Below are 22970 nucleotides of genomic sequence, written 5' to 3' on the forward strand. Positions count from 1 at the left end.
GGTCTAAAGCCTAAGGGTTCGAAGCGATCGGGTCACCCCCGAATTCCGGACGGGCCCCCGAATTCCGGACGGGCCCTCGAATTCCGGACGGGCCGCCGAAACCCGGACGGGCCGCGCCACGGGCCGTCGCCGGCGGGTGGGAGGATCGGTGCCATGTCCGATCAGCACGATCCCGCCCCGTACGACGCCCTGCTGCTGCTCTCCTTCGGCGGCCCCGAGGGCCCGGACGACGTCGTCCCGTTCCTGGAGAACGTGACGCGCGGCCGCGGCATCCCCAAGGAGCGGCTCAAGGAGGTGGGGCAGCACTACTTCCTCTTCGGCGGCGTCAGCCCGATCAACGGCCAGAACCGCGCGCTGCTCGACGCGCTGCGGGCCGACTTCGACGGGGCCGGCCTGCGCCTGCCGGTCTACTGGGGCAACCGCAACTGGGCCCCGTACCTCACCGACACCCTCCGCGAGATGGTCCACGACGGGCGCCGCCACATCGCCGTCCTCACCACCAGCGCGTACGCCTCCTACTCCGGCTGCCGCCAGTACCGCGAGAACCTCGCCGACGCGCTCGCCACCCTGGAGGCCGAGGGCCTGCCGCTGCCCCGCGTCGACAAGCTCCGCCACTACTTCAACCACCCCGGCTTCGTGGAGCCCATGGTGGAGGGCGTGCTCGCCTCCCTCGCCGAGCTCGACGAGGCCGTCCGGGCCGGTGCCCACCTCGCCTTCACCACCCACTCCATCCCGGACTCCGCCGCCGACACCTCGGGCCCCGTCGCCGACCACGGCCCCGGCGGCGCCTACGTGAAGCAGCACCTCGACGTGGCCCGGGTCATCGTCGACGCGGTGCGCGAGCGGACCGGCGCCGACCACCCCTGGCAGCTCGTCTACCAGTCCCGCAGCGGTGCCCCGCACATCCCGTGGCTGGAGCCGGACATCTGCGACCACCTGGAGGAGCTGCACGCCAGCGGCGCCCCCGCCGTCGTCATGGTGCCCATCGGCTTCGTCTCCGACCACATGGAGGTCCTGTACGACCTCGACACCGAGGCCACCGCCAAGGCCGCCGAGCTGGGGCTCCCGGTCCGCCGCTCGGCCACCGTCGGCGCCGACCCCCGCTTCGCCGCCGCCGTCCGCGAACTGGTCCTGGAGCGGGCCGCCGCCGAGCGCGGCACGCGCGCGGAGCGGTGCGCCCTCGGCGCCCTCGGCCCCTCCCACGACCTCTGCCCGATCGGCTGCTGCCCGGCCCGCGCCGAGCGCGCCGCGGCCGCCGGCGCCGACAGCCCCTACGCCTGAGGAGCCACGCCGTGACCCCCGCACCCCCGCCCCCGCTCGACGAACTGCTCGCGCTGGCCCTGGAGGCCGCCCGGCGGGCCGGCGCCCTGCTGCGCGACGGCCGGCCCGACGACCTGACCGTCGCCGCGACCAAGACCAGCGCCATCGACGTCGTCACCGAGATGGACATCGCCGCCGAGAAGCTGATCACCGGCTTCCTCACCGAGCACCGCCCCCAGGACGGCCTCCTCGGCGAGGAGGGCTCCGCCACCCCCGGCACCAGCGGCGTCCGCTGGGTCATCGATCCCCTCGACGGCACCGTGAACTACCTCTACGGCCTGCCGTCCTGGGCCGTCTCCATCGCCGCCGAGTACGAGGGCGAGACCGTCGTCGGCGTCGTCGAGGCCCCGCTGCGCGGCGAGACCTTCCGGGCCGTCCGCGGCGGCGGCGCGTACCTGGGCGAGCGCCGGCTGGCGGTCCGCACCGCGCCCCCCTTCGACCAGGCCCTGCTCGGCACCGGCTTCGGCTACGTGCAGGCGCGCCGCGCCCACCAGGCGGAGGTCCTCCGGGAGGTCCTGCCGCTGGTCAGGGACATCCGGCGCGGCGGCTCGGCCGCCATCGACCTCTGCGACGTGGCGGCCGGCCGGCTCGACGCGTACTACGAGCGCGGGCTCAACCCCTGGGACCACGCGGCGGGGGCCCTGATCGCCCGCGAGGCGGGCGCGCGCACCGGTGGACGCCCGGGGGAGCCCGAGTCCGGCGAACTGGCCGTGGCGGCCCCCGAGGGGCTCTTCGGGCCCCTCCAGGAGCTGCTCGACCGGCTGGGCGCCTGGCACGACTGAGACGGGCCCTCGGGCCCGTCCCGCGCCCCGACACGGCGATGCCCCGGAGCCGGGAAGGCTCCGGGGCATCGCCGTCGGCGCTCCCGGGGGGGAGCGCCGACGCTCAGGCGCTCTGTGCGTAGACCGTCGTGACCTCCACGCCGTGCTCCGCGGCCAGTCGGTGCAGGTCGTCCAGCTCGGCCTGCTCGACCTCCGCGAGGTACTCGTCGCCGGTCTCGCGGGCCCGCGTGAGGTCCGACTGCGTGGTCCTGATGCGGTGCAGCAGTCCTGCGGTGAACGCGTCCATGCGCCCCTCCTCGTGGGTCCGGCGGCACGGGGGTGTGCCGAGGATGGATGGATCACGCTCTGCGACGCTCCCCGGGGGACGGAAGAGCCGTGGGCGTGCCACAGACAGGGCGTGATCGCGGGGTGTGCACTCCTCCTCCCCGGCGCCGTCCGCCGGGAAACCTCAACTGGCCCGTGATTCATGGTGAATTCTCCGTGCGCCGTGGCGAGTCCCCGCCACGCACCCGTCCCGTCCGCGCCGCGTCCCCGTCGCGTCCCCTCCCGTTCGCCGTCCCTTCATCCACACCCCTCCGTGACCCCCGCACCCCCGCCTTACAGCCGGTTTACGCGCGTCCGGGGCAGGATGGACACGCACAGTCAGTGTTCGAGAATCGCCCCCGGTCCGCCCGGACCGGGGTGCGCCGAGGGAAGGAAGAACGACGTGCGCGTACTCGTCGTCGAGGACGAGCAGCTGCTCGCCGATGCGGTGGCCACCGGACTGCGCCGGGAGGCCATGGCCGTCGACGTCGTGTACGACGGCGCCGCCGCCCTGGAGCGCGTCGGGGTCAACGACTACGACGTCGTCGTCCTCGACCGCGACCTGCCCCTGGTCCACGGCGACGACGTCTGCCGCAAGATCGTCGAGCTGGGGATGCCCACCCGCATCCTGATGCTCACCGCCGCCGGCGACGTCAGCGACCGGGTCGAGGGCCTGGAGCTGGGCGCCGACGACTACCTCCCCAAGCCCTTCGCCTTCACCGAGCTCACCGCGCGCGTGCGGGCCCTCGGCCGCCGCACCTCCGTGCCGCTGCCGCCCGTCCTGGAGCGCGCCGGCATCAAGCTCGACCCCAACCGCCGCGAGGTCTTCCGGGACGGCCGGGAGGTCCAGCTGGCCCCCAAGGAGTTCGCCGTCCTGGAGGTGCTGATGCGCTCCGAGGGCGCCGTCGTCTCGGCGGAGCAGCTCCTGGAGAAGGCCTGGGACGAGAACACCGACCCCTTCACCAACGTCGTCCGCGTCACCGTGATGACCCTGCGCCGCAAGCTGGGCGAGCCGCCCGTCATCGTCACCGTGCCCGGCTCCGGCTACCGGATCTGACCCGATGGCCGCGACCCCGGCGCCGCACCCGCAGGCGCCACCGAAGCCCACCTGGGACCCCAGGGACCCGGTGCGACCGCTGCTCCGGCCGACCATCCGGATACGGCTGACGCTGCTGTACGGCGGCATGTTCCTGATCGCCGGGATCCTGCTGCTGTCGATCATCTACCTGTTCACGGCCCAGACCCTCAGCGACAGCGCGGCCCAGCTGCCGTTCAGGATCGTCAAGGGCGAGGTCCTGCCCACCACCTCGTGGTGCGTGCTGCCCGACAAGGGCACGGGCGAGCAGTTCAACGAAGCCGTTTCGATCTGCCTGCGGCACCAGACCGACCTGGCCCTGGACGATCTCCTGCGCCGCTCGCTCTTCGCCCTGCTGGGGCTGAGCATCATCGCCTTCGCCTTCGGCTACGCCATGGCCGGGCGGGTGCTCTCGCCGCTCGGCAGGATCACCCGTACCGCCCGCCAGGTGGCCGGCTCCGACCTGGCCCGGCGGATCGAGCTGGACGGGCCGGACGACGAGCTGAAGGAGCTCGCGGACACCTTCGACGAGATGCTGGAGCGCCTGGAGCGGGCCTTCACCGCCCAGCAGCGCTTCGTCGCCAACGCCTCGCACGAGCTGAGGACCCCGCTGGCGATCAACCGCACGCTCCTGGAGGTCCACCTCTCCGACCCCGGGGCGCCGGTCGAGCTCCAGCAGCTCGGCAAGACCCTGCTGGCCACCAACGAGCGCAGCGAGCAGCTGGTCGAGGGCCTGCTGCTGCTCGCCCGGAGCGACAACCAGATCGTGGAGCGCAAGCCCGTCGACCTCGCCGAGGTCGCCGAGCGGACCGTCGACCAGGTGCACGCCGAGGCCGAGGCGAAGGGCGTGGAGATCCGCGGCGAGCGGGCCCCCGTGGTCGTCCAGGGCAACGGGGTCCTGCTCGAACGGATCGCCCTGAACCTGCTGCAGAACGCCGTGCGGTACAACGTTCCCGAGGACGGCTGGGTGGAGGTCACCACCGAGGCCCAGCACGGCCAGGCGGTGCTCGTGGTGTCCAACACGGGCCCGGTGGTCCCCGCGTACGAGATCGACAACCTCTTCGAGCCGTTCCGCAGACTCCGCCAGGAGCGGACCGGCAGCGACAAGGGCGTCGGCCTCGGACTCTCGATCGCGCGCTCGGTGGCCCGGGCGCACGGCGGACGGATCAGCGCGGAGCCCCGGGAGGGCGGCGGGCTGGTGATGCGTGTCACTCTGCCGATCTGACACACTGCAGGGACGAAGCCCGATGTGTTCGCTTTGAGCGGAATTCGGCGAGTCCCGTCCCGAGACGGTCATGTGTGATCGATCACAAGCACGAGTGCCCGATCGACCGCGCTCCGTGACCGTGAATTCCGGGGGAAAACCCGGAAAAGTCCGGGTTTCCCGGGCGTCGGGCGGCGGAAAGTACACGGGGTGGCGCTCCACGCGGGCGCGGCGAGGACCGTGTACGGTCCGCTTCGCCACTCGTACCGATCACTCGTGAAGAGCCCGGGACGGGTGTCGATTGAGTAACAGACCTTGATGTGAGGCAAAATCTGCGCCTCAGGTCGGGCACAAGTCCGACCTCTCACGCGTTACGTGCGCTGAGACACCCGCAACCACCCAGAGGGGGAGAGCGACATGGCAACGGATTACGACACCCCACGCAAGACCGACGACGACGTCGACTCGGACAGCCTTGAGGAGCTCAAGGCCCGCCGGAACGACAAGTCGACCTCGACCGTCGACGTCGACGAGTTCGAGGCCGCCGAGGGCCTGGAGCTCCCGGGCGCCGATCTCTCGAACGAGGAACTGGCCGTCCGCGTCCTGCCCAAGCAGGCCGACGAGTTCACCTGCATGAGCTGCTTCCTGGTGCACCACCGCAGCCAGCTCGCGCGCGAGAAGAACGGCCAGCCGATCTGCCGCGACTGCGACTGAGCAGGGCGCGGCCGTGGCAGGCGACACACCGTCCCGGAAGCGGCGTCTGAGGCTTCCCGTGAAGCCCCGGGCGTACGAGGGCGGCACAGGCCCGACGGAGGGCGCCCAGGAGGCTCCCGACGCCGAGCGGGCCGCCCCTCTGCCCTCCCTCGGCGTGGCGGACGACGAGCGAGGCCCCACGGCCTCGCTCGAAGCTGCCGCCGCCCCCGGACCGGACCGGGCCTCGCTCCCCGCGGAGCGGGACCCCGAAGGGTCCGCGGACCCCGAGGCGACGGGAGACCGTGACGACCGCAGGCGCGGGAAGCTCGGCGCCGTCAGGCGGCTGGCCGATCCGGCGCGCACCCAGCTCGACCGCATCAGGATCGACGCCTCGCGCATCGACGCCGTCCGCCGCAGCGTGGAGGGCGTCCGACAGGGCGTGAAGCGGAGCGGCGACGGAGCCAAGGCGGGCATCGGCTATCTGGCCGACCGGCTGATCGACCTGGCCCCGCGCGTCCCCGTCCGCGACCTCGCGACCCTGCGCAAGCAGTTCCCCGGGCTCGGCCCCGAGGAGCTGGCCGACAAACTGGTCTTCGGCGCGGCCAACGCGAGCTCGACCGTCGGTGCCGGCATCGGTGCCGCCGCCATGCTCCCCGTGCCGCCGGCCATGCCGGCCGAGCTGGCCGCGGAGATCACCGGCGTCGCCGCCATCGAGCTCAAGCTCATCGCCGAGCTGCACGAGGTCTACGGACTCCGGCCGCCCGGCACCCTGCCCCAGCGCTCGGCCGCCTATCTGACCTCCTGGGCCGAGGAGCGGGGCATCGACCCCACCAAGCCCACGACGATCAACGCGGCCCTCGGCGGGCAGCTCAAGCGCGAACTGCGCCAGCAGATCATGAAGCGCATGGTCCGCAACCTGCCGAACCTCACCCCGTTCATGGTGGGCGCCGCCGTCGGCGCGGTCATGAACCGGCGCGACACCAGGAAGCTCGCCGGGCACATCCGCAAGGACCTCAGGGCCCGCCAGGTGCCCTGGGAGAAGCTGGTGGAGCTGCCCCCGCTGGAACAGCCGGACAACCCCAAGGAACTGGGCTTCTAGCGCTCCGGGCCGTCCAGGGCCGCCACCGGGCGGCCCGCCGTCCCTTCCCGGGCCCAGGGCCGGTCTCCCGGGCTCACGCCTCGCCGCGTACCGCCTCCACGGCGGCCGCCAGGCCCTCCGGGTCACGGCTCGACAGGTACAGGTACGGCGTCGGGTCCGCCGGGTCCGTGACCTCGATCCGCACCGCCCGCGGCACATAGCTCCGCATCAGCATGAAGGCGCGCGGATCGGCCTTGTGCGAGCGCCAGGCGCGCGCCTCCTCCTCGTCGAGCACCTCGACCGCCCCCAGCGCCGACACCGGCACCCGGGCCTCGCCCGCCACCAGCGAACCGGCCACCACACGGATCCGGGCCGAGCCGTACGAGGACGCCGCCACACCGGCCGCCACGCCCGCCACGATCACCCCGCCCAGCATCGGCACCGTCCCCAGCGGGAAGGTGACGAGACCGCCGGAGAGCCCGAGCAGCACGACGATCACCCACCACGAACCGGGCACGGTCAGCCGCTCGTCGAAGCGCGGCGCCGCCGGGGACGCGGAGGACTCGGGGGACGGGGCGGGAGACGGTGCGGAAGGCTGCATGCGTCCAAGCTTGGCACGGCGCGACCCGCCTCCGACCGCGCGGGTAAGGTCTGGGCCTGTGACTGCAACATCTGCCGCCCTCACCCCGCCGGCCGACGCCGTGGCGCCGACCCGCCACCCCGACGCGCCCGCCCCCGGCGAGGCGCTCGGCTCGCACTACGGCCACTGCTTCGGGTGCGGCGACGGACAGCCCCACGGGCTCCACCTGGACGCGCGCGCGGGAGAGGGTGTGACCGTCACCGCGGAGTTCACCGTGACCGCCGACCACCAGGGCGCCCCCGGCCTCGCCCACGGCGGCGTGCTCGCCACCGCGCTCGACGAGACCCTCGGCTCCCTGAACTGGCTGCTCCGCGTCATCGCCGTGACCGGCCGCCTGGAGACCGACTTCCGCCGGCCCGTCCCGGTCGGCACCGTCCTCCACCTCCAGGCCGAGGTCACCGCGGTCCACGGCCGCAAGATCTACTCGACCGCCACCGGCCGGATCGGCGGCCCCGACGGGCCCGTCGCCGTCCGCGCCGACGCCATGTTCGTCGAGGTCAAGGTCGACCACTTCATCGACAACGGCCGGCCGGAGGAGATCCAGGCCGCCATGGCCGATCCCGACCAGCTCCGGCGCGCCCGCGCCTTCGAGGTGAACCCCTGATGCGCCCTCCCGTCGACGTGCTGATCCGCCGGGTGGACCCGGACGTGCCGATCCCGGCCTACGGCCACCCCGGCGACGCCGGCGCCGACCTCGTCACCACCGAGGCCGCCGTCCTCGCCCCCGGGGAGCGCGCCGTGCTGCCCACCGGGGTCTCCATCGCCCTCCCGGACGGCTACGCCGCCTTCGTCCACCCGCGGTCGGGACTGGCCGCGCGCTGCGGAGTCGCGCTCGTGAATGCCCCAGGGACGGTCGATGCCGGGTACCGTGGAGAGATCAAGGTGATCGTGGTCAATCTCGACCCGCGCGAGAGTGTGCGGTTCGAGCGCTTCGACCGGATTGCCCAACTGGTCGTCCAGCAGGTCGAGAAGGTGCGCTTCCACGAGGTGGCGGAGCTTCCCGGCTCGGCGCGGGCCGAGGGGGGCTTCGGGTCCACCGGCGGTCATGCCGCCGTGGACGGCACGACGGGTGGGAATCGATACGCTTCGGTCGTATCCGACCGGGAAGGACAGTGACGTGTTCGGACGTCGCAAGAAGAGCGGTGCCGCCGACACGGCGGGCGAGGCCGAGCAGGTCGTCGACGCCGTGGACGGCGAGGACGCCGCGGACGCGGCCGACCAGCCGCGCAAGGTGAACCTTCCGCCGGCGCCCCGGCCCGACGGTCCCTGGGACATCTCCGAGGTCGCCAAGCCCGAGGAGGGCCGCGTCGACCTCGGCGGGCTCTACGTCCCCGGTGTCGAGGGCATGGAACTCCGCGTGGAGGTGGCGGGCGACGCGATCGTCGCCGCGACCATCGTGCTGCGCGACAGCGCCGTGCAGCTCCAGGCGTTCGCCGCGCCCAAGAAGGAAGGCATCTGGGGCGAGGTCCGCGAGGAGATCGCCACCGGCATCGTCCAGCAGGGCGGTGCGATCGACGAGGTCGAGGGCCCGCTCGGCTGGGAGCTGCGCGCGCAGGTCCCCGTCCAGCTGCCCGACGGCAACCGCGGCGTGCAGATCGTGCGCTTCGTCGGCGTCGACGGCCCGCGCTGGTTCCTGCGCGGTGTCATCTCCGGCCAGGGCGCGGTGCAGCCCGAGGCGGCCGGCCTCCTGGAGCAGATCGTCCGGGACACCGTCGTCGCCCGTGGTGACGGCCCGATGGCCCCGCGCGACCCGATCGTCCTCAAGCTGCCGAACGACGCGCAGATGGTGCCGGACGGCGTCCAGCAGGAGGAGCAGGCCGGGTCGCGCTTCTCCGGCGGCATGGGCCAGCTGCAGCGCGGCCCGGAGATCTCCGAGATCCGCTGACGCGTCCCCCTCGGGACCGGCGCGAACAACCGGTCCGGTGGGCCGTCGCCCGTACGCACGACGTACGGGCGACGGCCCACCGGCGTTTCCGGTGCCTGCCGCGGCCGTTCCCCTACGGGTCCTCCCGCGTCCGCAGTACGGGACGCGGCGTCCGGACTTCGGGGTCGGGTCGGGGTTCCCGGCTCTGGTCCCGGTACGGGCGGCCGACCATACTGGAGCGCAGATGTTCGAGGAGGGGGACGCAGATGAGCGAGAACAGCACGCGGTCCGCGACGGCCGTCGTCGAGGACCCGGCCGGGGGGCCGATGATCCGGGTCGAGGGGCTGCGCCGTACGTTCGGCGAGGGCGAGGCGGCCGTCCACGCCCTCAAGGGCGTCTCCTTCGAGATCCCGCGCGGTGAGCTGGTCGCCCTCAAGGGCCGCTCCGGCTCCGGCAAGACCACCCTGCTCAATCTGGTCGGCGGGCTCGACAGCGCCGACGGCGGCCGGATCGTCATCGACGGCACCGACCTCTCCACCCTCGGCGAGGACGGCCTCCTGGAGCTGCGCCGGGACCGGATCGGCTTCATCTTCCAGTCCTTCGGCCTGCTGCCGATCCTCTCCGCCGCCGAGAACGTCGGCGTCCCGCTGCGGCTGCGGAAGGCGGACCCCGCCGAGCGGGAGAAGCGGGTCTCCCTGCTGCTCGCCCTCGTCGGCCTCGCCGACCACGCCGACCAGCGGCCCGGAGAGCTCTCCGGCGGCCAGCAGCAGCGGGTCGCCATCGCCCGCGCCCTCGCCAACAAGCCGGCCCTCCTCATCGCCGACGAGCCGACCGGCCAGCTCGACGCCGAGACCGGCCTCGCCGTGATGGAGCTGCTGCGGGCCGTGGTCCGCAGCGAGGGCTGCACCGCCCTCGTCGCCACCCACGACCACCAGCTGCTCGGCCTCGCCGACCGGGTGCTCGAACTCCGCGACGGGGAGATAGCCGAGGCCTGAGCCCGCCGGCGGCGCGGCGGGCCGGGCCGGGGTCCGCCGGCCGCGCCGCCCCTCGCGCCGGCGGGCATCAGGATCACGTCAATACCGCATCGGGGTGTTCCTCCGCGTGCGGGATGTCCGATCAGCCGGACGTATGGTCGGTCCATGGGACGTGGCAAGCTTCGGATCTACCTCGGCGCGGCACCCGGCGTCGGCAAGACCTACGCCATGCTCGCCGAGGCCCACCGCAGGGTCGAGCGCGGTACCGACTGCGTCGTCGGCTTCGTCGAGCACCACGGCCGGCCGCGCACCGAGGTGCTGCTGCACGGCCTGGAGCAGCTGCCCCGCCGCGAGCTCGAATACCGCGGCGCCGTCTTCACCGAGATGGACGTCGACGCCGTCCTCGCCCGCCGCCCCGCCGTCGCCCTCGTCGACGAGCTCGCCCACACCAACGTTCCCGGCTCACGGAACTCCAAGCGCTGGCAGGACGTCGCCGAACTGCTCGCCGCCGGCATCGACGTCGTCTCGACCGTGAACATCCAGCACCTGGAGTCGCTCGGGGACGTCGTCGAGTCGATCACCGGCGTCCGGCAGCAGGAGACCGTCCCCGACGAGATCGTCCGCCGCGCCGACCAGATCGAACTGGTCGACATGTCGCCCGAGGCGCTCCGCCGCCGCATGGCGCACGGCAACGTCTACACCCCCGACAAGGTCGACGCCGCCCTCTCCAACTACTTCCGCCCCGGCAACCTCACCGCCCTGCGCGAGCTCGCCCTCCTCTGGACGGCCGACCGGGTCGACGAGTACCTCCGGCGGTACCGGGGCGAGCACAACATCCGCTCCACCTGGCAGGCCCGCGAACGGATCGTCGTCGGCCTCACCGGCGGCCCCGAGGGCCGCACCCTGATACGGCGCGCCACCCGGCTCGCCGAGAAGGGCGCGGGCGGCGAGGTCCTCGCCGTCTACATAGCGCGCAGCGACGGCCTCACCGCCGCCTCGCCGAAGGAGCTGGCCGTCCAGCGCACCCTCGTCGAGGACCTCGGCGGCACTTTCCACCACGTCATCGGCGACGACATACCGACCGCGCTCCTGGAGTTCGCCCGCGGGGTCAACGCCACCCAGATCGTCCTCGGCTCCAGCCGCCGCCGCACCTGGCAGTACGTCCTCGGGCCGGGCGTCGGCCAGACCGTCGCCCGCGAGTCGGGGCCCGACCTGGACGTCCACATCGTCACCCACGGCGAGGTCGCCAAGGGCCGGGGCCTCCCGGTCGCCCGCGGCGCCCGCCTCGGCCGCTCCCGGATCCTCGGCGGCTGGCTCGTCGGCGTGGTCGGCCCGGTGGCGCTCGCCCTGCTCCTCACCCACACCGACGCCGACCTCGGCCTCGCCAACGACATGCTGCTCTTCCTGGCGCTGACCGTCGGCTCCGCCCTGCTCGGCGGCTTCCTGCCGGCGCTCGCCTCGGCGGCCGTCGGCTCCCTGCTCCTGAACTGGTTCTTCACCCCGCCGATCCACCGGATCACCATCGCCGACCCGCTGAACATCGTGGCCATCGCGGTCTTCTTCGGCGTCGCGATGGCCGTCGCCTCCGTCGTCGACCTCGCGGCCCGCCGCACCCACCAGGCCGCCCGGCTGCGCGCCGAGTCCGAGGTGCTCTCCTATCTGGCGGGCAGCGTGCTGCGCGGCGAGACCAGCCTCGACGCCCTCCTGGAACGGGTCCGCGAGACCTTCTCCATGGAGTCCGTCGCCCTGCTCGAACGGGCCGACGGAGCCGAGCCCTGGAACCGGGCCGCCGCCGTCGGACCCCACCCGGCCGCCCGCCCCGAGGACGCCGACGTGGACATGCCGGTCGGCGACCACCTCGCCCTCGCCCTCACCGGCCGGGTGCTGCCCGCCGAGGACCGCCGGGTGCTCGGCGCCTTCGCCGCCCAGGCCGCCGTCGTCCTCGACCGGCAGCGGCTCGTCGGCGAGGCCGAGGAGGCCCGCAAGCTCGCCGAGGGCAACAAGATCCGCACCTCGCTGCTCGCCGCCGTCAGCCACGACCTGCGCACCCCGCTCGCCGGCATCAAGGCCTCCGTCACCTCGCTGCGCTCCGACGACGTCGAGTGGTCCGAGGAGGACCGGGCCGAGCTCCTGGAGGGCATCGAGGCCGGCGCCGACCGCCTCGACCACCTCGTCGGCAACCTCCTCGACATGTCCCGCCTCCAGACCGGCACGGTCACCCCGCTGATCCGCGCCGTCGACCTCGACGAGGTCGTCCCCATGGCCCTGGGCGGCGTCCCGGACGGCAGCGCCGAGGCCGACGTCCCCGAGACCCTGCCGATGGTCGAGATCGACAAGGGCCTGCTGGAACGGGCCGTCGCCAACATCGTCGAGAACGCCGTCAAGTACAGCCCCGAGGGCGTCCCCGTGGCCGTCACCGCCAGCACCCTCGGCGACCGGGTCGAACTCCGGGTCGTCGACCGCGGCCCCGGCGTCCCCGACGAGTCCAAGGACGGCATCTTCGAGCCCTTCCAGCGCTTCGGCGACGCCCCGCGCGGCTCCGGCGTCGGCCTCGGGCTCGCCGTCGCCCGCGGCTTCGTGGAGGCCATGGGCGGCACCCTCAGCGCCGAGGACACCCCGGGCGGCGGCCTCACCATGGTCCTCACCCTGCGGGCCGCCGCCGGCGGGCCTCCGGTGCCCCCGGCCGGCCTGCCGGCCCACGCGGTGACCTGACCCCGCGCCCCCGTTCCCGTACCGGCGGTCCCAGCGGCCCGCACCCACCCCCGTACCGCACAGAGAGAAGGAAGGCCCCCGACATGACCCGGGTCCTCGTGGTCGACGACGAGCCACAGATCGTCCGCGCCCTGGTGATCAACCTCAAGGCGCGGAAGTACGAGGTCGACTCCGCCCCCGACGGCGCCACCGCCCTCAGGCTCGCCGCCGAGCGCCACCCCGACGTCGTCGTCCTCGACCTCGGCCTGCCCGACATCGACGGTGTCGACGTCATCAAGGGGCTGCGCGGCTGGACCCGGGTCCCGGTCATCGTGCTCTCCGCCCGGCACACCTCCGACGAGAAGGTCGAGGCCCTCGACGCCGGCGCCGACGACTACGTCACCAAGCCCTTCGGCATGGACGAGCTCCTCGCCCGGCTGCGCGCCGCCGTCCGCCGCGCCGAGCCCGTCGGCGGCGGCGAGGACGGCGTCGTCGTGGTCGAGACCGAGGACTTCACCGTCGACCTCGCCGCCAAGAAGGTCCACCGCGACGGGCGGGACGTCCGGCTCACCCCCACCGAGTGGCACCTCCTGGAGGTCCTGGTCCGCAACGGCGGCCGCCTCGTCAGCCAGAAGCAGCTCCTCCAGGAGGTCTGGGGCCCCTCCTACGGCACCGAGACCAACTACCTGCGGGTCTACATGGCCCAGCTGCGCCGCAAGCTGGAGACCGACCCCTCGCACCCGCGCCACTTCGTCACCGAGCCGGGGATGGGGTACCGCTTCGAACGTTGAGACGGGCCCGCTCCCGTACCGGCCGCGGCCGGTACGCTTTTGGGTATGAGTGCTGCACCCCGTACCGACAAGCCGGCAGGCCGGTTCCGCCGGATGCTCGACCGGCTCTCCTCCTCGCCGGAGGACCTGGAGTCGGAGGAGCTCCAGGAGGACACGGCCGCCTCGGGCTGCACGCGGATCTCCGACTGCGACGACCGCGAGGTGGTCAAGGTCACTGGTACCTTGCGCACGGTCACGCTGCGCCCCAGGGCCGGTGTCCCTGCCCTGGAGGCCGAGCTGTTCGACGGCACGGCGCCGCTGGACGTCGTCTGGCTGGGCCGGCGCTCCATCGTGGGCATCGAGCCGGGCCGCAAGCTGATCGCCTCCGGCCGGATCTCCATGAGCCACGGCCGGCGGGTCCTCTTCAACCCCAAATACGAGCTCCGACCGCTCGGACAGGAGTAGCCGGTGACGTCCGTCGACAAGCCGACCACCGCACCGCCGCCCCCGGACCAGGACGCCCGGACCGACAGGGCGGTGACCGAGGCCGCGCTCTTCGAGGCGTTCGGCGGCGTCCGCGGCATGGTCGAGACGGTCCTGCCGGGACTGCTCTTCGTCACGATCTACACGATCAACAAGGACCTGAAGAGCTCGGCCGTCGCCGCGCTCGCCGTCTCCCTGCTGCTCGTCGCCGTCCGGCTCGTCCGCCGCGACACCGTCAAGCACGCCTTCAGCGGGGTCTTCGGCGTCGGCTTCGGCGTCGTCTTCGCGATGATGACCGGCAACGCCAAGGACTTCTACCTCCCGGGCATGCTGTACACGCTGGGCCTCGGCCTCGCGTACATCGTCACCACGCTCGCCGGCGTCCCGCTGATCGGCCTCATCCTCGGCCCGGTCTTCAAGGAGAACCTCTCCTGGCGGACCCGGAACCCCGGCCGGAAGAAGGCCTACGCGAAGGCCAGCTGGGCCTGGGGCCTGATCCTGCTCGCCAAGTGCGCGATCCTCTTCCCGCTCTACTGGTGGGCCGACACCACCCAGTTCGGCTGGGTCCTCGTCGCCCTGAAGATCCCGCCCTTCCTGCTCGCGGTCTACCTCACGTGGGTCTTCCTGGCCAAGGCGCCGCCGCCGATCGACGTCTTCGCGGAGATGGAGGCGGAGGAGAAGGCCGAGAAGGAGCGCGAGGCCGCGGCCGCGGCCACCCGCACCCCCGAGGCCTAGCCGCCTCCGGCAGGCCGGGTACGCCGGCCCCGGCCGGGTACGCCGGGTACGGCCGGACAAGCCACGCACGCCACGCACGCCACGTACCCCGGCCCCGGCCGGGTCTCCCGGGGCAGGCCACGTGTGCCGGGCAGGCCACGTGTGCCGGGCAAGTCACGTGTGCCGGGTAAGCCGCCGGACCGACCGTACGCCGAAGGGCCCGGGACCTGTGAGGTCCCGGGCCCTTCCGCGTACCGTGCGGCGCTGCTACTCCGCCGGCTCCCGGCGGACCTGGAGGAGCTCCTCCAGCTGCTCCTCGCGGGCCTGCGCCGCCACGAACAGCAGCTCGTCGCCGGCCTCCAGGGTCTCCTCGGGGCTCGGCGTCAGCACCCGCGAACCGCGGATGATCGTCACGAGCGAGGTGTCCTGCGGCCAGGCGACCTCGCCCACCTGCGTACCGGCCACCGCCGACTCCGGCGGCAGCGTCAGCTCCACCAGGTTGGCGTCGCCGTGGCTGAAGCGCAGCAGCCGGACCAGGTCGCCGACGCTCACCGCCTCCTCCACCAGGGCCGACATCAGACGCGGGGTGGAGACGGCGACGTCCACGCCCCAGGCCTCGTTGAACAGCCACTCGTTCTTCGGGTTGTTCACCCGGGCGACCACCCGGGGGACCCCGTACTCGGTCTTCGCGAGCAGCGAGACGACCAGGTTCACCTTGTCGTCGCCGGTGGCCGCGATGACCACGTTGCAGCGCTGCAGCGCCGCCTCGTCCAGCGAGGTGATCTCACAGGCGTCGGCGAGCAGCCACTCCGCCTGCGGCACCCGCTCCACCGAGATGGCGGTCGGCGCCTTGTCGATGAGCAGGACCTCGTGGCCGTTCTCCAGGAGTTCGCCGGCGATGGAACGGCCCACCGCGCCCGCGCCCGCAATCGCGACCCGCATCAGTGACCGCCCTCCTCGGGACCCTCGGCGAAGGCCGCCTCGACCTTCGCGATCTCGTCCGTGCGCATCATCACGTGCACCAGATCGCCTTCCTGGAGCACCGTCTGCGAGCTCGGGATGACCGCCTCGCCCAGGCGGGTGAGGAAGGCGACCCGCACGCCCGTCTCGTCCTGGAGCCGGCTGATCTTGTGCCCGATCCAGGAGGGGGAGGTGTGCACCTCGGCGAGCTGGACGCCGCCGCTCGGGTCGCTCCACAGCGGCTCCGCGCCCGAGGGCAGCAGCCGGCGCAGCATCTGGTCGGCGGTCCAGCGGACGGTCGCCACCGTCGGGATGCCGAGCCGCTGGTAGACCTCGGCGCGCCGGGGGTCGTAGATGCGCGCGGCGACGTTCTCGATGCCGAACATCTCGCGCGCCACCCGGGCCGCGATGATGTTGGAGTTGTCCCCGCTGCTCACCGCGGCGAAGGCACCGGCCTCCTCGATCCCCGCCTCGCGCAGCGTGTCCTGGTCGAAGCCCACGCCGGTCACGCGGCGGCCTCCGAAGCCGGAGCCCAGACGGCGGAAAGCCGTCGGGTCCTGGTCCACGACGGCGACCGTGTGGCCCTGCTGCTCAAGGGTCTGCGCGAGAGCGGCTCCCACTCGCCCGCAGCCCATGATGACGATGTGCACGTCCCCGTTACCCCGCACTCCTGATCGCCCTGCTGACCTGCGAAAACACCCTGCTCACAACTTTCCTCGCCCGATCGGCCCGGGCCGTGGCGGACAACACCCTGCCGGGTTGCCCGGTCCGAGCTTAAGCGGCAACCCTGGCCCGGACCTCATCCGAGGTGATACTCAGGGAGATTCGGTGCCGATCGGGGGTGCCGGTGCGCTTGGCTCTTTTCGAACGCTTACGATCCTCTGCGTGTCCAAACTGACCGACGTGCCCAAACGGATCCTGATCGGGCGGGCCCTGCGCAGCGACAAGCTGGGCGAGACCCTTCTCTCCAAGCGGATCGCCCTCCCCGTCTTCGCCTCCGACCCCCTCTCGTCGGTGGCGTACGCACCGGGTGAGGTGCTCCTCGTCCTCTCCGTCGCCGGTCTGTCGGCCTACCACTTCAGCCCGTGGATCGCGCTGGCCGTCGTCGTCCTGATGTTCACGGTCGTCGCCTCGTACCGGCAGAACGTGCACGCGTACCCGAGCGGCGGCGGCGACTACGAGGTCGCGACCACCAACCTCGGGCCGAAGGCCGGACTCACCGTCGCGAGCGCCCTGCTCGTCGACTACGTCCTCACCGTCGCCGTGTCGATCTCCTCCGGCATCGAGAACCTCGGCTCCGCCGTCCCCTTCGTCGTCGAGCACAAGGTCGCCTGCGCCGTCGGCGTGATCGTCCTCCTCACCCTGATGAACCTCCGGGGAGTGAAGGAGTCCGGCAGCCTCTTCGCCATCCCGACGTACGTCTTCGTCTTCGGCGTCTTCTGCATGATCGCCTGGGGCGCCTGGCGGGGCATCGTCCTCGACGACACCATGAAGGCCCCGACGGCCGACTTCGAGATCAAGCCCGAGCACCAGGGCCTCGCCGGCTTCGCGCTGGTCTTCCTGCTGCTGCGCGCCTTCTCCTCCGGCTGCGCCGCCCTCACCGGCGTCGAGGCGATCTCCAACGGCGTGCCCGCCTTCCGCAAGCCGAAGTCGAAGAACGCCGCCACCACCCTCGCGCTCATGGGCGGCCTCGCCGTCACCATGTTCTGCGGCATCATCTTCCTGGCCATGGCCACCGACGTCCGGATGGCCGAGAAGCCCGCCGAGGACCTGCTCCACAACGGGGTCCCGGTCGGCGAGGGATACGTCCAGGACCCGGTCATCTCGCAGGTCGCGGCCGCCGTCTTCGGCGACGGAACGTTCTTCTTCGTGCTGCTCGCCGCCGCCACCGCGCTCGTCCTCTTCCTGGCCGCCAACACCGCGTACAACGGCTTCCCGCTCCTCGGCTCGATCCTCGCCCAGGACCGCTACCTGCCGCGCCAGCTGCACACCCGCGGCGACCGGCTCGCCTTCTCCAACGGCATCGTGCTCCTCGCGGGCGCCGCCGCCCTCCTCGTCTGGGTCTACGGCGCGGACTCCACCCGTCTCATCCAGCTGTACATCGTCGGCGTCTTCGTCTCCTTCACGCTCAGCCAGATCGGCATGGTCCGGCACTGGAACCGGCACCTGACGACCGAGCGCGAGCCGGCCAAGCGCCGCCACATGATCCGCTCCCGCGCGATCAACGCCTTCGGCGCCTTCTTCACCGGCCTCGTCCTCGTCGTCGTCCTCGCCACCAAGTTCACCCACGGCGCCTGGGTCGCCCTGCTCGGCATGGTGATCTTCTACGTGACGATGACCGCGATCCGCCGCCACTACGACTCCGTCTCCGAGGAGATCGCCGCCGCCGAGCAGCGCCCCGACGAGTACGTACGCCCCTCCCGGGTCCGCTCCATCGTCCTCGTCTCCAAGCTCCACAAGCCCACCCTCCGGGCCCTCGCCTACGCGAAGCTGCTGCACGCCAACGAGCTGGAGGCGCTGACCGTCAACGTCGACCCGGCGGAGACCAAGGCGCTCAAGGAGGAGTGGGAGCAGCGCGGCATCAACGTGCCGCTGAAGATCCTCGACTCGCCGTACCGCGAGATCACCCGGCCGGTCATCGAGTACGTGAAGAACCTCCGCAAGGAGAGCCCGCGCGACGCCGTCTCGGTCTACATCCCCGAGTACGTCGTCGGCCACTGGTACGAGCACCTGCTCCACAACCAGTCCGCGCTGCGCCTCAAGGGCCGGCTCCTCTTCACCCCCGGCGTCATGGTCACCTCCGTCCCGTACCAGCTCCAGTCCTCCGAGGCCGCCAAGCGCCGGGCCCGGAAGCGGCAGGACTGGAACGCGCCGGGCTCGGTCCGCCGCGGCCCGGTCGAGAAGGCCAAGAGGGAACCGACCGCGAAGAGCAACTAGACTGGTGGGCTGCTGTCCGAACAGCAGCCCACTTCTCTTCTCCCCCTCTGTCTCTGGAGCCCCCGATCATGCAGAACACCCCTGTGAAGTCCCTGATCGGGGAGGAGTACGAGGTCGAGGTCGGCCCGGTGGCCCACGGCGGCCACTGCATCGCGCGTACGGAGGAGGGCCGCGTCCTCTTCGTGCGCCACGCCCTGCCGGGCGAGCGCGTCCGGGCCCGCGTCACCGAGGGCGACGAGAGCAGCCGCTTCCTGCGCGCCGACGCCGTCGACGTCCTCGACGCCTCCAAGGACCGCATCGAGGCCCCGTGCCCCTTCGCCGGCCCCGGCAAGTGCGGCGGCTGCGACTGGCAGCACGCCAAGCCGGGCGCCCAGCGCCGTCTCAAGGGCGAGGTCATCGCCGAGCAGCTGCAGCGGCTCGCCGGCCTCACCCCGGAGGAGGCCGGCTGGGACGGCACGGTCGTCCCCGCGGAGGGCGACAAGCTCCCGGCGGGCGAGGTCCCGCAGTGGCGCACCCGCGTCCAGTACGCCATCGACACCGAGGGCCGCGCGGGCCTGCGCAAGCACCGCTCGCACGAGGTCGAGGTCGTCGACCACTGCATGATCGCGGCGCAGGGCGTCTCGGAGCTCGGCATCGAGGCCCGTACCTGGGAGGGCATGGCCACCGTCGAGGCGATCGCCGCCTCCGGCTCGAACGACCGCCAGGTCATCCTCACCCCCCGCCCCGGCGCCCGCCTCCCGCTCGTCGAGCTCGACAAGCCGGTCTCCGTGATGCGCGTCGACGAGAAGGACGGCGGCGTCCACCGCGTCCACGGCCGCGCCTTCGTCCGCGAGCGCGCCGACGAGCGCACCCACCGCGTCGGCAGCGGCGGCTTCTGGCAGGTCCACCCGAAGGCCGCCGACACCCTCATGAAGGCCGTCATGCAGGGCCTCCTCCCGCGCAAGGGCGACACCGCCCTGGACCTCTACTGCGGCGTCGGCCTCTTCGCCGGCGCCCTCGCCGACCGCGTCGGCGAGCAGGGCGCGGTCCTCGGCATCGAGTCCGGCAAGCGCGCCGTCGAGGACGCCCGCCACAACCTGGCCGGCTTCCCGCGCGTCCGCGTCGAACAGGGCAAGGTCGAGTCGGTCCTCCCGCGCACCGGCATCACCGAGGTCGACCTCATCGTCCTCGACCCCCCGCGCGCCGGCGCCGGCAAGCAGACCGTCCACCACCTCGCCGGCCTCGGCGCCCGCCGCATCGCCTACGTCGCCTGCGACCCCGCCGCCCTCGCCCGGGACATCTCCTACTTCGCCGAACGCGGCTACCGCGTCCGGACGCTGCGCGCCTTCGACCTGTTCCCGATGACGCATCACGTGGAGTGCGTGGCGATTCTGGAGCCGGTGAAGTAGGGCACCTGACCTGGGGTTTTGCGGATGCGCGGTATGCGCGGTGTGGGCGTTACGGGCGATATCTTGACGCTGAGATGACGCTCGTGACGCTCATTTGACGCTCGTTCTGATGGGGCGTCAGTCGATTGTCGGGGAGGGTCGGGCCGCGGCGCGCACCGATGAACAGACGTGCTGCGGCGAAAGCGACGGAGCACGGCGAGCGAGGCTCGTCGGCTCCGTGTCGCTCTTGTGCGCTTGATGAGGAAGCGTTGCCGACCATTGCCTGAGAAGGCAGTGCCTATCGCCTCGACGCGCGGCTAATATCCAGCTTCAGGTACCGGCATGCGTCCGGCCTTTGGCCTGCTGCACGTCTGAAGGAGATCGGAAGCCCGGTGAGCAGTGCTCGTTCTGGTGGGCGGGTGCTGGCTGCCCACCCCGGTGACCCCAAGCGCGTCGGCCCCTACCGGATCATCGGGCGCCTCGGCTCAGGGGGCATGGGCACGGTGTTCGCCGGCCTCGACGCCGCCGGTCTGCGGGTCGCGGTCAAGGTCGTCCACCCTGCCCAGGCGGACGACGCGGAGTTCCGGGCGCGCTTCCGCCGAGAAGTGCAGCTCTCTGCCCGTGTCCAGGGCCCGTGCCTCATACCTCTGATCGCGGCTGACGCCGAAGCACCGTCACCGTGGCTGGCCACTGCCTATGCCCCAGGGCTCACCCTTGATCGGTACATCGCCTCGCACGGGCCGCTGGCCGGTGGAACCCTCTACGCCTTTGCTGCGGGCACAGCCCAGGCCCTCGCGGCCATTCACGCCGCGGGTGTCGTCCACCGGGACGTCAAGCCGCAGAACGTCATCCTGACCCCGGTTGGTCCCCGAGTCCTGGACTTCGGCATCGCTCATGCCGCCGACGGCACATCCGTGACGCGCACCGGCATTCTGACCGGAACCCCAGGATGGATCAGCCCTGAGCACTACCGCACCGGTACAACGGGTCCCGAGGGCGACATGTTCGTCTGGGGCGCCCTCATAGCCTTCGCAGCCACCGGTCGCGCGCCCTTCGGCGGGGGAGCCCCCGACGCGGTCGCCTACCGGGTCATGTCCGAGGATCCTGATCTGCGTGGCGTTCCTGGCGAACTCCATGCCATCGTGAGCAGCGCTCTCGCCAAGGAGCCGGGGGATCGAGCCACCGCGTGCGACGCTGCCGAGACATGTGCCGCTCTCCTCGCATCACAGGTCACACAGGCCGCGCCGACGGGTGTTGAGCCGACACTGGTGGGCGATCTTGTTGCCGCCCAGTGGGACGTTCCCACTCTGGACGACCCGAACTGGAGACGTCCTGCCCGTTCCAGCAGACGACTCGTCGGCATCGCGGCGGTGGTGGGCACCGTCATAGGTGGCCTGGCCGGTGGAGCGCTAGCCCTGCAGCCCGACAAGACGGAGACGACTTCGAAGAGTTCCCGTCCTCCCGCCAGCGTATCCCCCAGCAACACCGCCACCATGCCAGCTTCCGCTTCACCCACAGCAAGCTCCCAGGCTGTGGTGGACGCCGCGTCGACCCCTACTCCTGCGAACGCGGACGAGGCGACGATCGCCACGTGGCGTGCAGCTCGTCGTGCCAAAGGAGAAGCTGAGATCGAGACCGAGGCCGCACTCGGGCACGACCTCAGCTACGGCATGGGCGAGGACTACAACTACAGCGGTCAGTACGACGTGGGCTACGCCCCGGCCCGGAGAGAGCTCTACATAGCCATTAGCGGCCCGGCCGTGGAGTCACGCGTCGTGCAGGGAGTGGCCAAGAACGCCTGCCTCACCTTGCGCATGATGGCGGGCATCTACAAGTCCCTTCCGTATGACGAGTACGTCCTGGTCGACAACACCACGTCCACGGCGCCGGCGATCGTGTGGGAGGACGACTTCCGCGCCAACACCGGCTGCATCACGCAGACCATCGACCGCACTGCCGCCGACCCCGGACAGGAGCCGAGCTGGCACCCCATCGAAGAAGGACTGGCCGCGGCCCAGATCCCCAGCGTCGACAAGCGCGAAATCAGAGTGGCAACCGAGGCGGTCCACCAGCTCTTTGTCGACTGGAACGCCAACTCCCGTCTGTTCGAAGACCCCCGCTACATCAGCGACGAGAACACCAGCATCGGCTTCGCTCCGCACGAAGGCGTGATGTACGTGTGGGCCACGAAGCCCGAGTGGGACCAGAGCACACGAGAGGAATGGGCAGAGGCCGCCGCCGGCGTGGCCTGCCGGACTGTTCTCGCGGAATCTCGCGCGGGGCAAGGATGGGGCTACGCACAGTACGCTGTGGCGGTCCTCGACGGCGCTGGAGGTGCGGAGTTTCTTCGCTGGGGCACGGCCGGCAGCTGCACGAGCTGACCTTCCCTCGGCCCTCCATGGTTGCGTCCGGTCGAGGTCAGCCGAACGCGACGTTTGTAGAAGCCGAACGCAGGACCTTGGGCCTGTCAGCTCAGCGAGTGCACCCCGCTGGGCTGGCATTGAGGTTCGGTGAGGTTCCAATTGGGGTCTTACACGCCTTTGGCGTGCCGCGCAGCTTCGCTGCAGAGTGCTGAGAAGGCACTTGGTGATGGTGGAGGGGGGCGCCTATGACCTGCGGGTGCGCTCTCGAATGCTGGCTGCTGCCGAAAACTTTGGGCCTTTTCGGGACGGTCGAGCTGCCAGCGGTGGGGGCTTGCGTGCGTCGCATGGGGGCGAAGGCGACGCTACTGGCGCACGCGGACAGAGACGTGGCCTCGGCGCGCAGGCCATTGGCGAGCTGGTAAGCGAGTGCACGTCGGCGGTTCGTCCGGGTGCTCCCGGGCTCGGGCAGTCAAGACTTGCTGGCCTTTCGATGCAGTCTGCCCCTGGCTGGACGCGGTGACCGGATGCATGCGCCCTGGCGTCGGGCTGATGTCTCTTGCCCCCTGCCGTCTCAGGCTGTCCCTAGACTGTGATCAGCAACGTGGCAAACGGTACTGGGGGCAGCAGACATGGATGAGACAGAACGCAGGGCCGCGAGAGCAATAGTCAATAGTTGTGGATCAGGTCGTTTCTCTTGATCCGTTTTGGTCACTGCCTGCCTCCAGCTGTCTGCGCAGATGTCTGATCTCTGC

The 22970-nt window shown here is 71.8% G+C and carries 21 protein-coding genes; 17 read left to right on the forward strand and 4 right to left on the reverse strand.

Going from position 1 to position 22970, the window contains the following annotated elements; translation table 11 throughout:
* Positions 1 to 153 precede the first annotated feature (153 nt).
* Both AB0E19_RS31225 and AB0E19_RS31230 read left to right on the forward strand, forming a co-directional pair.
* Positions 154 to 1281: a ferrochelatase gene (locus AB0E19_RS31225; protein WP_362185835.1), complete on the forward strand. Its 1128-nt coding sequence runs from the start codon at positions 154 to 156 to the stop codon at positions 1279 to 1281.
* 11 nt (positions 1282 to 1292) lie between these two features.
* A complete protein-coding gene (locus tag AB0E19_RS31230) occupies positions 1293 to 2102 on the forward strand; it encodes an inositol monophosphatase family protein (RefSeq protein ID WP_362185838.1) in 810 nt (269 codons plus the stop codon).
* Positions 2103 to 2205: 103 nt separating this feature from the next.
* On the opposite strand, the gene AB0E19_RS31235 is transcribed toward AB0E19_RS31230, so the two are convergent.
* Positions 2206 to 2388 (reverse strand): hypothetical protein, encoded by a 183-nt coding sequence (locus AB0E19_RS31235; protein WP_362185841.1) that lies wholly within the window; start codon positions 2386 to 2388, stop codon positions 2206 to 2208.
* Positions 2389 to 2808: 420 nt separating this feature from the next.
* On the opposite strand from AB0E19_RS31235, the gene AB0E19_RS31240 reads away from it, so the two are divergent.
* The 4 genes from AB0E19_RS31240 to AB0E19_RS31255 all read left to right on the forward strand — a co-directional run bounded on the left by AB0E19_RS31240 (position 2809) and on the right by AB0E19_RS31255 (position 6476).
* Complete coding sequence (locus AB0E19_RS31240) at positions 2809 to 3462, forward strand: response regulator transcription factor (protein WP_360608461.1); 654 nt, start codon at positions 2809 to 2811, stop codon at positions 3460 to 3462.
* 4 nt (positions 3463 to 3466) lie between these two features.
* Positions 3467 to 4705 (forward strand): ATP-binding protein, encoded by a 1239-nt coding sequence (locus tag AB0E19_RS31245; RefSeq protein ID WP_362185845.1) that lies wholly within the window; start codon positions 3467 to 3469, stop codon positions 4703 to 4705.
* A 396-nt stretch (positions 4706 to 5101) separates the two neighbouring features.
* Positions 5102 to 5398, forward strand: coding sequence for a DUF4193 domain-containing protein (locus tag AB0E19_RS31250; protein ID WP_003955561.1), 297 nt, complete (start codon positions 5102 to 5104; stop codon positions 5396 to 5398).
* A gap of 13 nt (positions 5399 to 5411) precedes the next feature.
* The gene (locus tag AB0E19_RS31255; protein ID WP_362185848.1) at positions 5412 to 6476 is read left to right on the forward strand and encodes a hypothetical protein; all 1065 of its coding nucleotides are present in this window, start codon (positions 5412 to 5414) and stop codon (positions 6474 to 6476) included.
* Positions 6477 to 6549: 73 nt separating this feature from the next.
* On the opposite strand, the gene AB0E19_RS31260 is transcribed toward AB0E19_RS31255, so the two are convergent.
* Positions 6550 to 7056, reverse strand: a complete 507-nt coding sequence (locus AB0E19_RS31260) for a DUF3093 domain-containing protein (RefSeq protein WP_362185851.1) — start codon at positions 7054 to 7056, stop codon at positions 6550 to 6552.
* Positions 7057 to 7114: 58 nt separating this feature from the next.
* On the opposite strand from AB0E19_RS31260, the gene AB0E19_RS31265 reads away from it, so the two are divergent.
* The 8 genes from AB0E19_RS31265 (at position 7115) to AB0E19_RS31300 (ending at position 14612) form a co-directional block, all read left to right on the forward strand.
* On the forward strand, positions 7115 to 7699 hold the full coding sequence (locus tag AB0E19_RS31265; protein ID WP_189955336.1) for a PaaI family thioesterase: 585 nt from the start codon (positions 7115 to 7117) through the stop codon (positions 7697 to 7699).
* Positions 7699 to 8211, forward strand: a complete 513-nt coding sequence (dut, locus tag AB0E19_RS31270; RefSeq protein WP_043230240.1) for a dUTP diphosphatase — start codon at positions 7699 to 7701, stop codon at positions 8209 to 8211. The genes AB0E19_RS31265 and dut overlap by 1 nt, the downstream gene beginning before the upstream one ends.
* Position 8212: 1 nt before the next feature.
* Positions 8213 to 8980 carry a DUF3710 domain-containing protein gene (locus tag AB0E19_RS31275; RefSeq protein WP_362185856.1) on the forward strand — a complete coding sequence of 256 codons (768 nt, stop codon included), beginning with the start codon at positions 8213 to 8215 and terminating at the stop codon, positions 8978 to 8980.
* A gap of 245 nt (positions 8981 to 9225) precedes the next feature.
* Positions 9226 to 9954 (forward strand): ABC transporter ATP-binding protein, encoded by a 729-nt coding sequence (locus tag AB0E19_RS31280; RefSeq protein ID WP_360608472.1) that lies wholly within the window; start codon positions 9226 to 9228, stop codon positions 9952 to 9954.
* Between the two features lie 144 nt (positions 9955 to 10098).
* Positions 10099 to 12645, forward strand: coding sequence for a sensor histidine kinase KdpD (locus AB0E19_RS31285; protein WP_362185860.1), 2547 nt, complete (start codon positions 10099 to 10101; stop codon positions 12643 to 12645).
* 83 nt (positions 12646 to 12728) lie between these two features.
* Positions 12729 to 13415 (forward strand): response regulator, encoded by a 687-nt coding sequence (locus tag AB0E19_RS31290; RefSeq protein WP_362185863.1) that lies wholly within the window; start codon positions 12729 to 12731, stop codon positions 13413 to 13415.
* A gap of 45 nt (positions 13416 to 13460) precedes the next feature.
* Entirely contained in the window at positions 13461 to 13859 is a 399-nt protein-coding gene (locus tag AB0E19_RS31295) for an OB-fold nucleic acid binding domain-containing protein (RefSeq protein WP_362185866.1), read from the forward strand.
* Between the two features lie 3 nt (positions 13860 to 13862).
* Complete coding sequence (locus tag AB0E19_RS31300; protein ID WP_362185869.1) at positions 13863 to 14612, forward strand: DUF3159 domain-containing protein; 750 nt, start codon at positions 13863 to 13865, stop codon at positions 14610 to 14612.
* Between the two features lie 246 nt (positions 14613 to 14858).
* Here the strand turns inward: AB0E19_RS31300 and AB0E19_RS31305 are convergent, their stop codons facing one another.
* Both AB0E19_RS31305 and AB0E19_RS31310 read right to left on the reverse strand, forming a co-directional pair.
* Positions 14859 to 15533: a TrkA family potassium uptake protein gene (locus tag AB0E19_RS31305; RefSeq protein ID WP_169094115.1), complete on the reverse strand. Its 675-nt coding sequence runs from the start codon at positions 15531 to 15533 to the stop codon at positions 14859 to 14861.
* Positions 15533 to 16201 carry a TrkA family potassium uptake protein gene (locus AB0E19_RS31310; protein WP_362185874.1) on the reverse strand — a complete coding sequence of 223 codons (669 nt, stop codon included), beginning with the start codon at positions 16199 to 16201 and terminating at the stop codon, positions 15533 to 15535. Before AB0E19_RS31310 ends, AB0E19_RS31305 begins: the two co-directional genes overlap by 1 nt.
* A gap of 235 nt (positions 16202 to 16436) precedes the next feature.
* On the opposite strand from AB0E19_RS31310, the gene AB0E19_RS31315 reads away from it, so the two are divergent.
* The 3 genes from AB0E19_RS31315 to AB0E19_RS31325 all read left to right on the forward strand — a co-directional run bounded on the left by AB0E19_RS31315 (position 16437) and on the right by AB0E19_RS31325 (position 22236).
* Entirely contained in the window at positions 16437 to 18488 is a 2052-nt protein-coding gene (locus tag AB0E19_RS31315) for an APC family permease (protein WP_362185877.1), read from the forward strand.
* Positions 18489 to 18556: 68 nt separating this feature from the next.
* Positions 18557 to 19876: a TRAM domain-containing protein gene (locus tag AB0E19_RS31320; protein ID WP_362185880.1), complete on the forward strand. Its 1320-nt coding sequence runs from the start codon at positions 18557 to 18559 to the stop codon at positions 19874 to 19876.
* Between the two features lie 398 nt (positions 19877 to 20274).
* On the forward strand, positions 20275 to 22236 hold the full coding sequence (locus AB0E19_RS31325; RefSeq protein ID WP_362185902.1) for a protein kinase: 1962 nt from the start codon (positions 20275 to 20277) through the stop codon (positions 22234 to 22236).
* The last annotated feature ends 734 nt before the right edge of the window (positions 22237 to 22970 follow it).

Source organism: Streptomyces sp. NPDC047974 (assembly GCF_040653375.1).
Lineage (GTDB): Bacteria > Actinomycetota > Actinomycetes > Streptomycetales > Streptomycetaceae > Streptomyces.

Bases quoted from the DNA above. Each gene is read 5' to 3' on its own strand.
- AB0E19_RS31225 (WP_362185835.1), top strand. From the start codon at position 154: ATGTCCGATCAGCACGATCCCGCCCCGTACGACGCCCTGCTGCTGCTC.
- AB0E19_RS31235 (WP_362185841.1), bottom strand. From the start codon at position 2,388: ATGGACGCGTTCACCGCAGGACTGCTGCACCGCATCAGGACCACGCAG.
- AB0E19_RS31245 (WP_362185845.1), top strand. From the start codon at position 3,467: ATGGCCGCGACCCCGGCGCCGCACCCGCAGGCGCCACCGAAGCCCACC.
- AB0E19_RS31250 (WP_003955561.1), top strand. From the start codon at position 5,102: ATGGCAACGGATTACGACACCCCACGCAAGACCGACGACGACGTCGAC.
- AB0E19_RS31260 (WP_362185851.1), bottom strand. From the start codon at position 7,056: ATGCAGCCTTCCGCACCGTCTCCCGCCCCGTCCCCCGAGTCCTCCGCG.
- dut (WP_043230240.1), top strand. From the start codon at position 7,699: ATGCGCCCTCCCGTCGACGTGCTGATCCGCCGGGTGGACCCGGACGTG.
- AB0E19_RS31280 (WP_360608472.1), top strand. From the start codon at position 9,226: ATGAGCGAGAACAGCACGCGGTCCGCGACGGCCGTCGTCGAGGACCCG.
- AB0E19_RS31285 (WP_362185860.1), top strand. From the start codon at position 10,099: ATGGGACGTGGCAAGCTTCGGATCTACCTCGGCGCGGCACCCGGCGTC.
- AB0E19_RS31290 (WP_362185863.1), top strand. From the start codon at position 12,729: ATGACCCGGGTCCTCGTGGTCGACGACGAGCCACAGATCGTCCGCGCC.
- AB0E19_RS31295 (WP_362185866.1), top strand. From the start codon at position 13,461: ATGAGTGCTGCACCCCGTACCGACAAGCCGGCAGGCCGGTTCCGCCGG.
- AB0E19_RS31305 (WP_169094115.1), bottom strand. From the start codon at position 15,533: ATGCGGGTCGCGATTGCGGGCGCGGGCGCGGTGGGCCGTTCCATCGCC.
- AB0E19_RS31320 (WP_362185880.1), top strand. From the start codon at position 18,557: ATGCAGAACACCCCTGTGAAGTCCCTGATCGGGGAGGAGTACGAGGTC.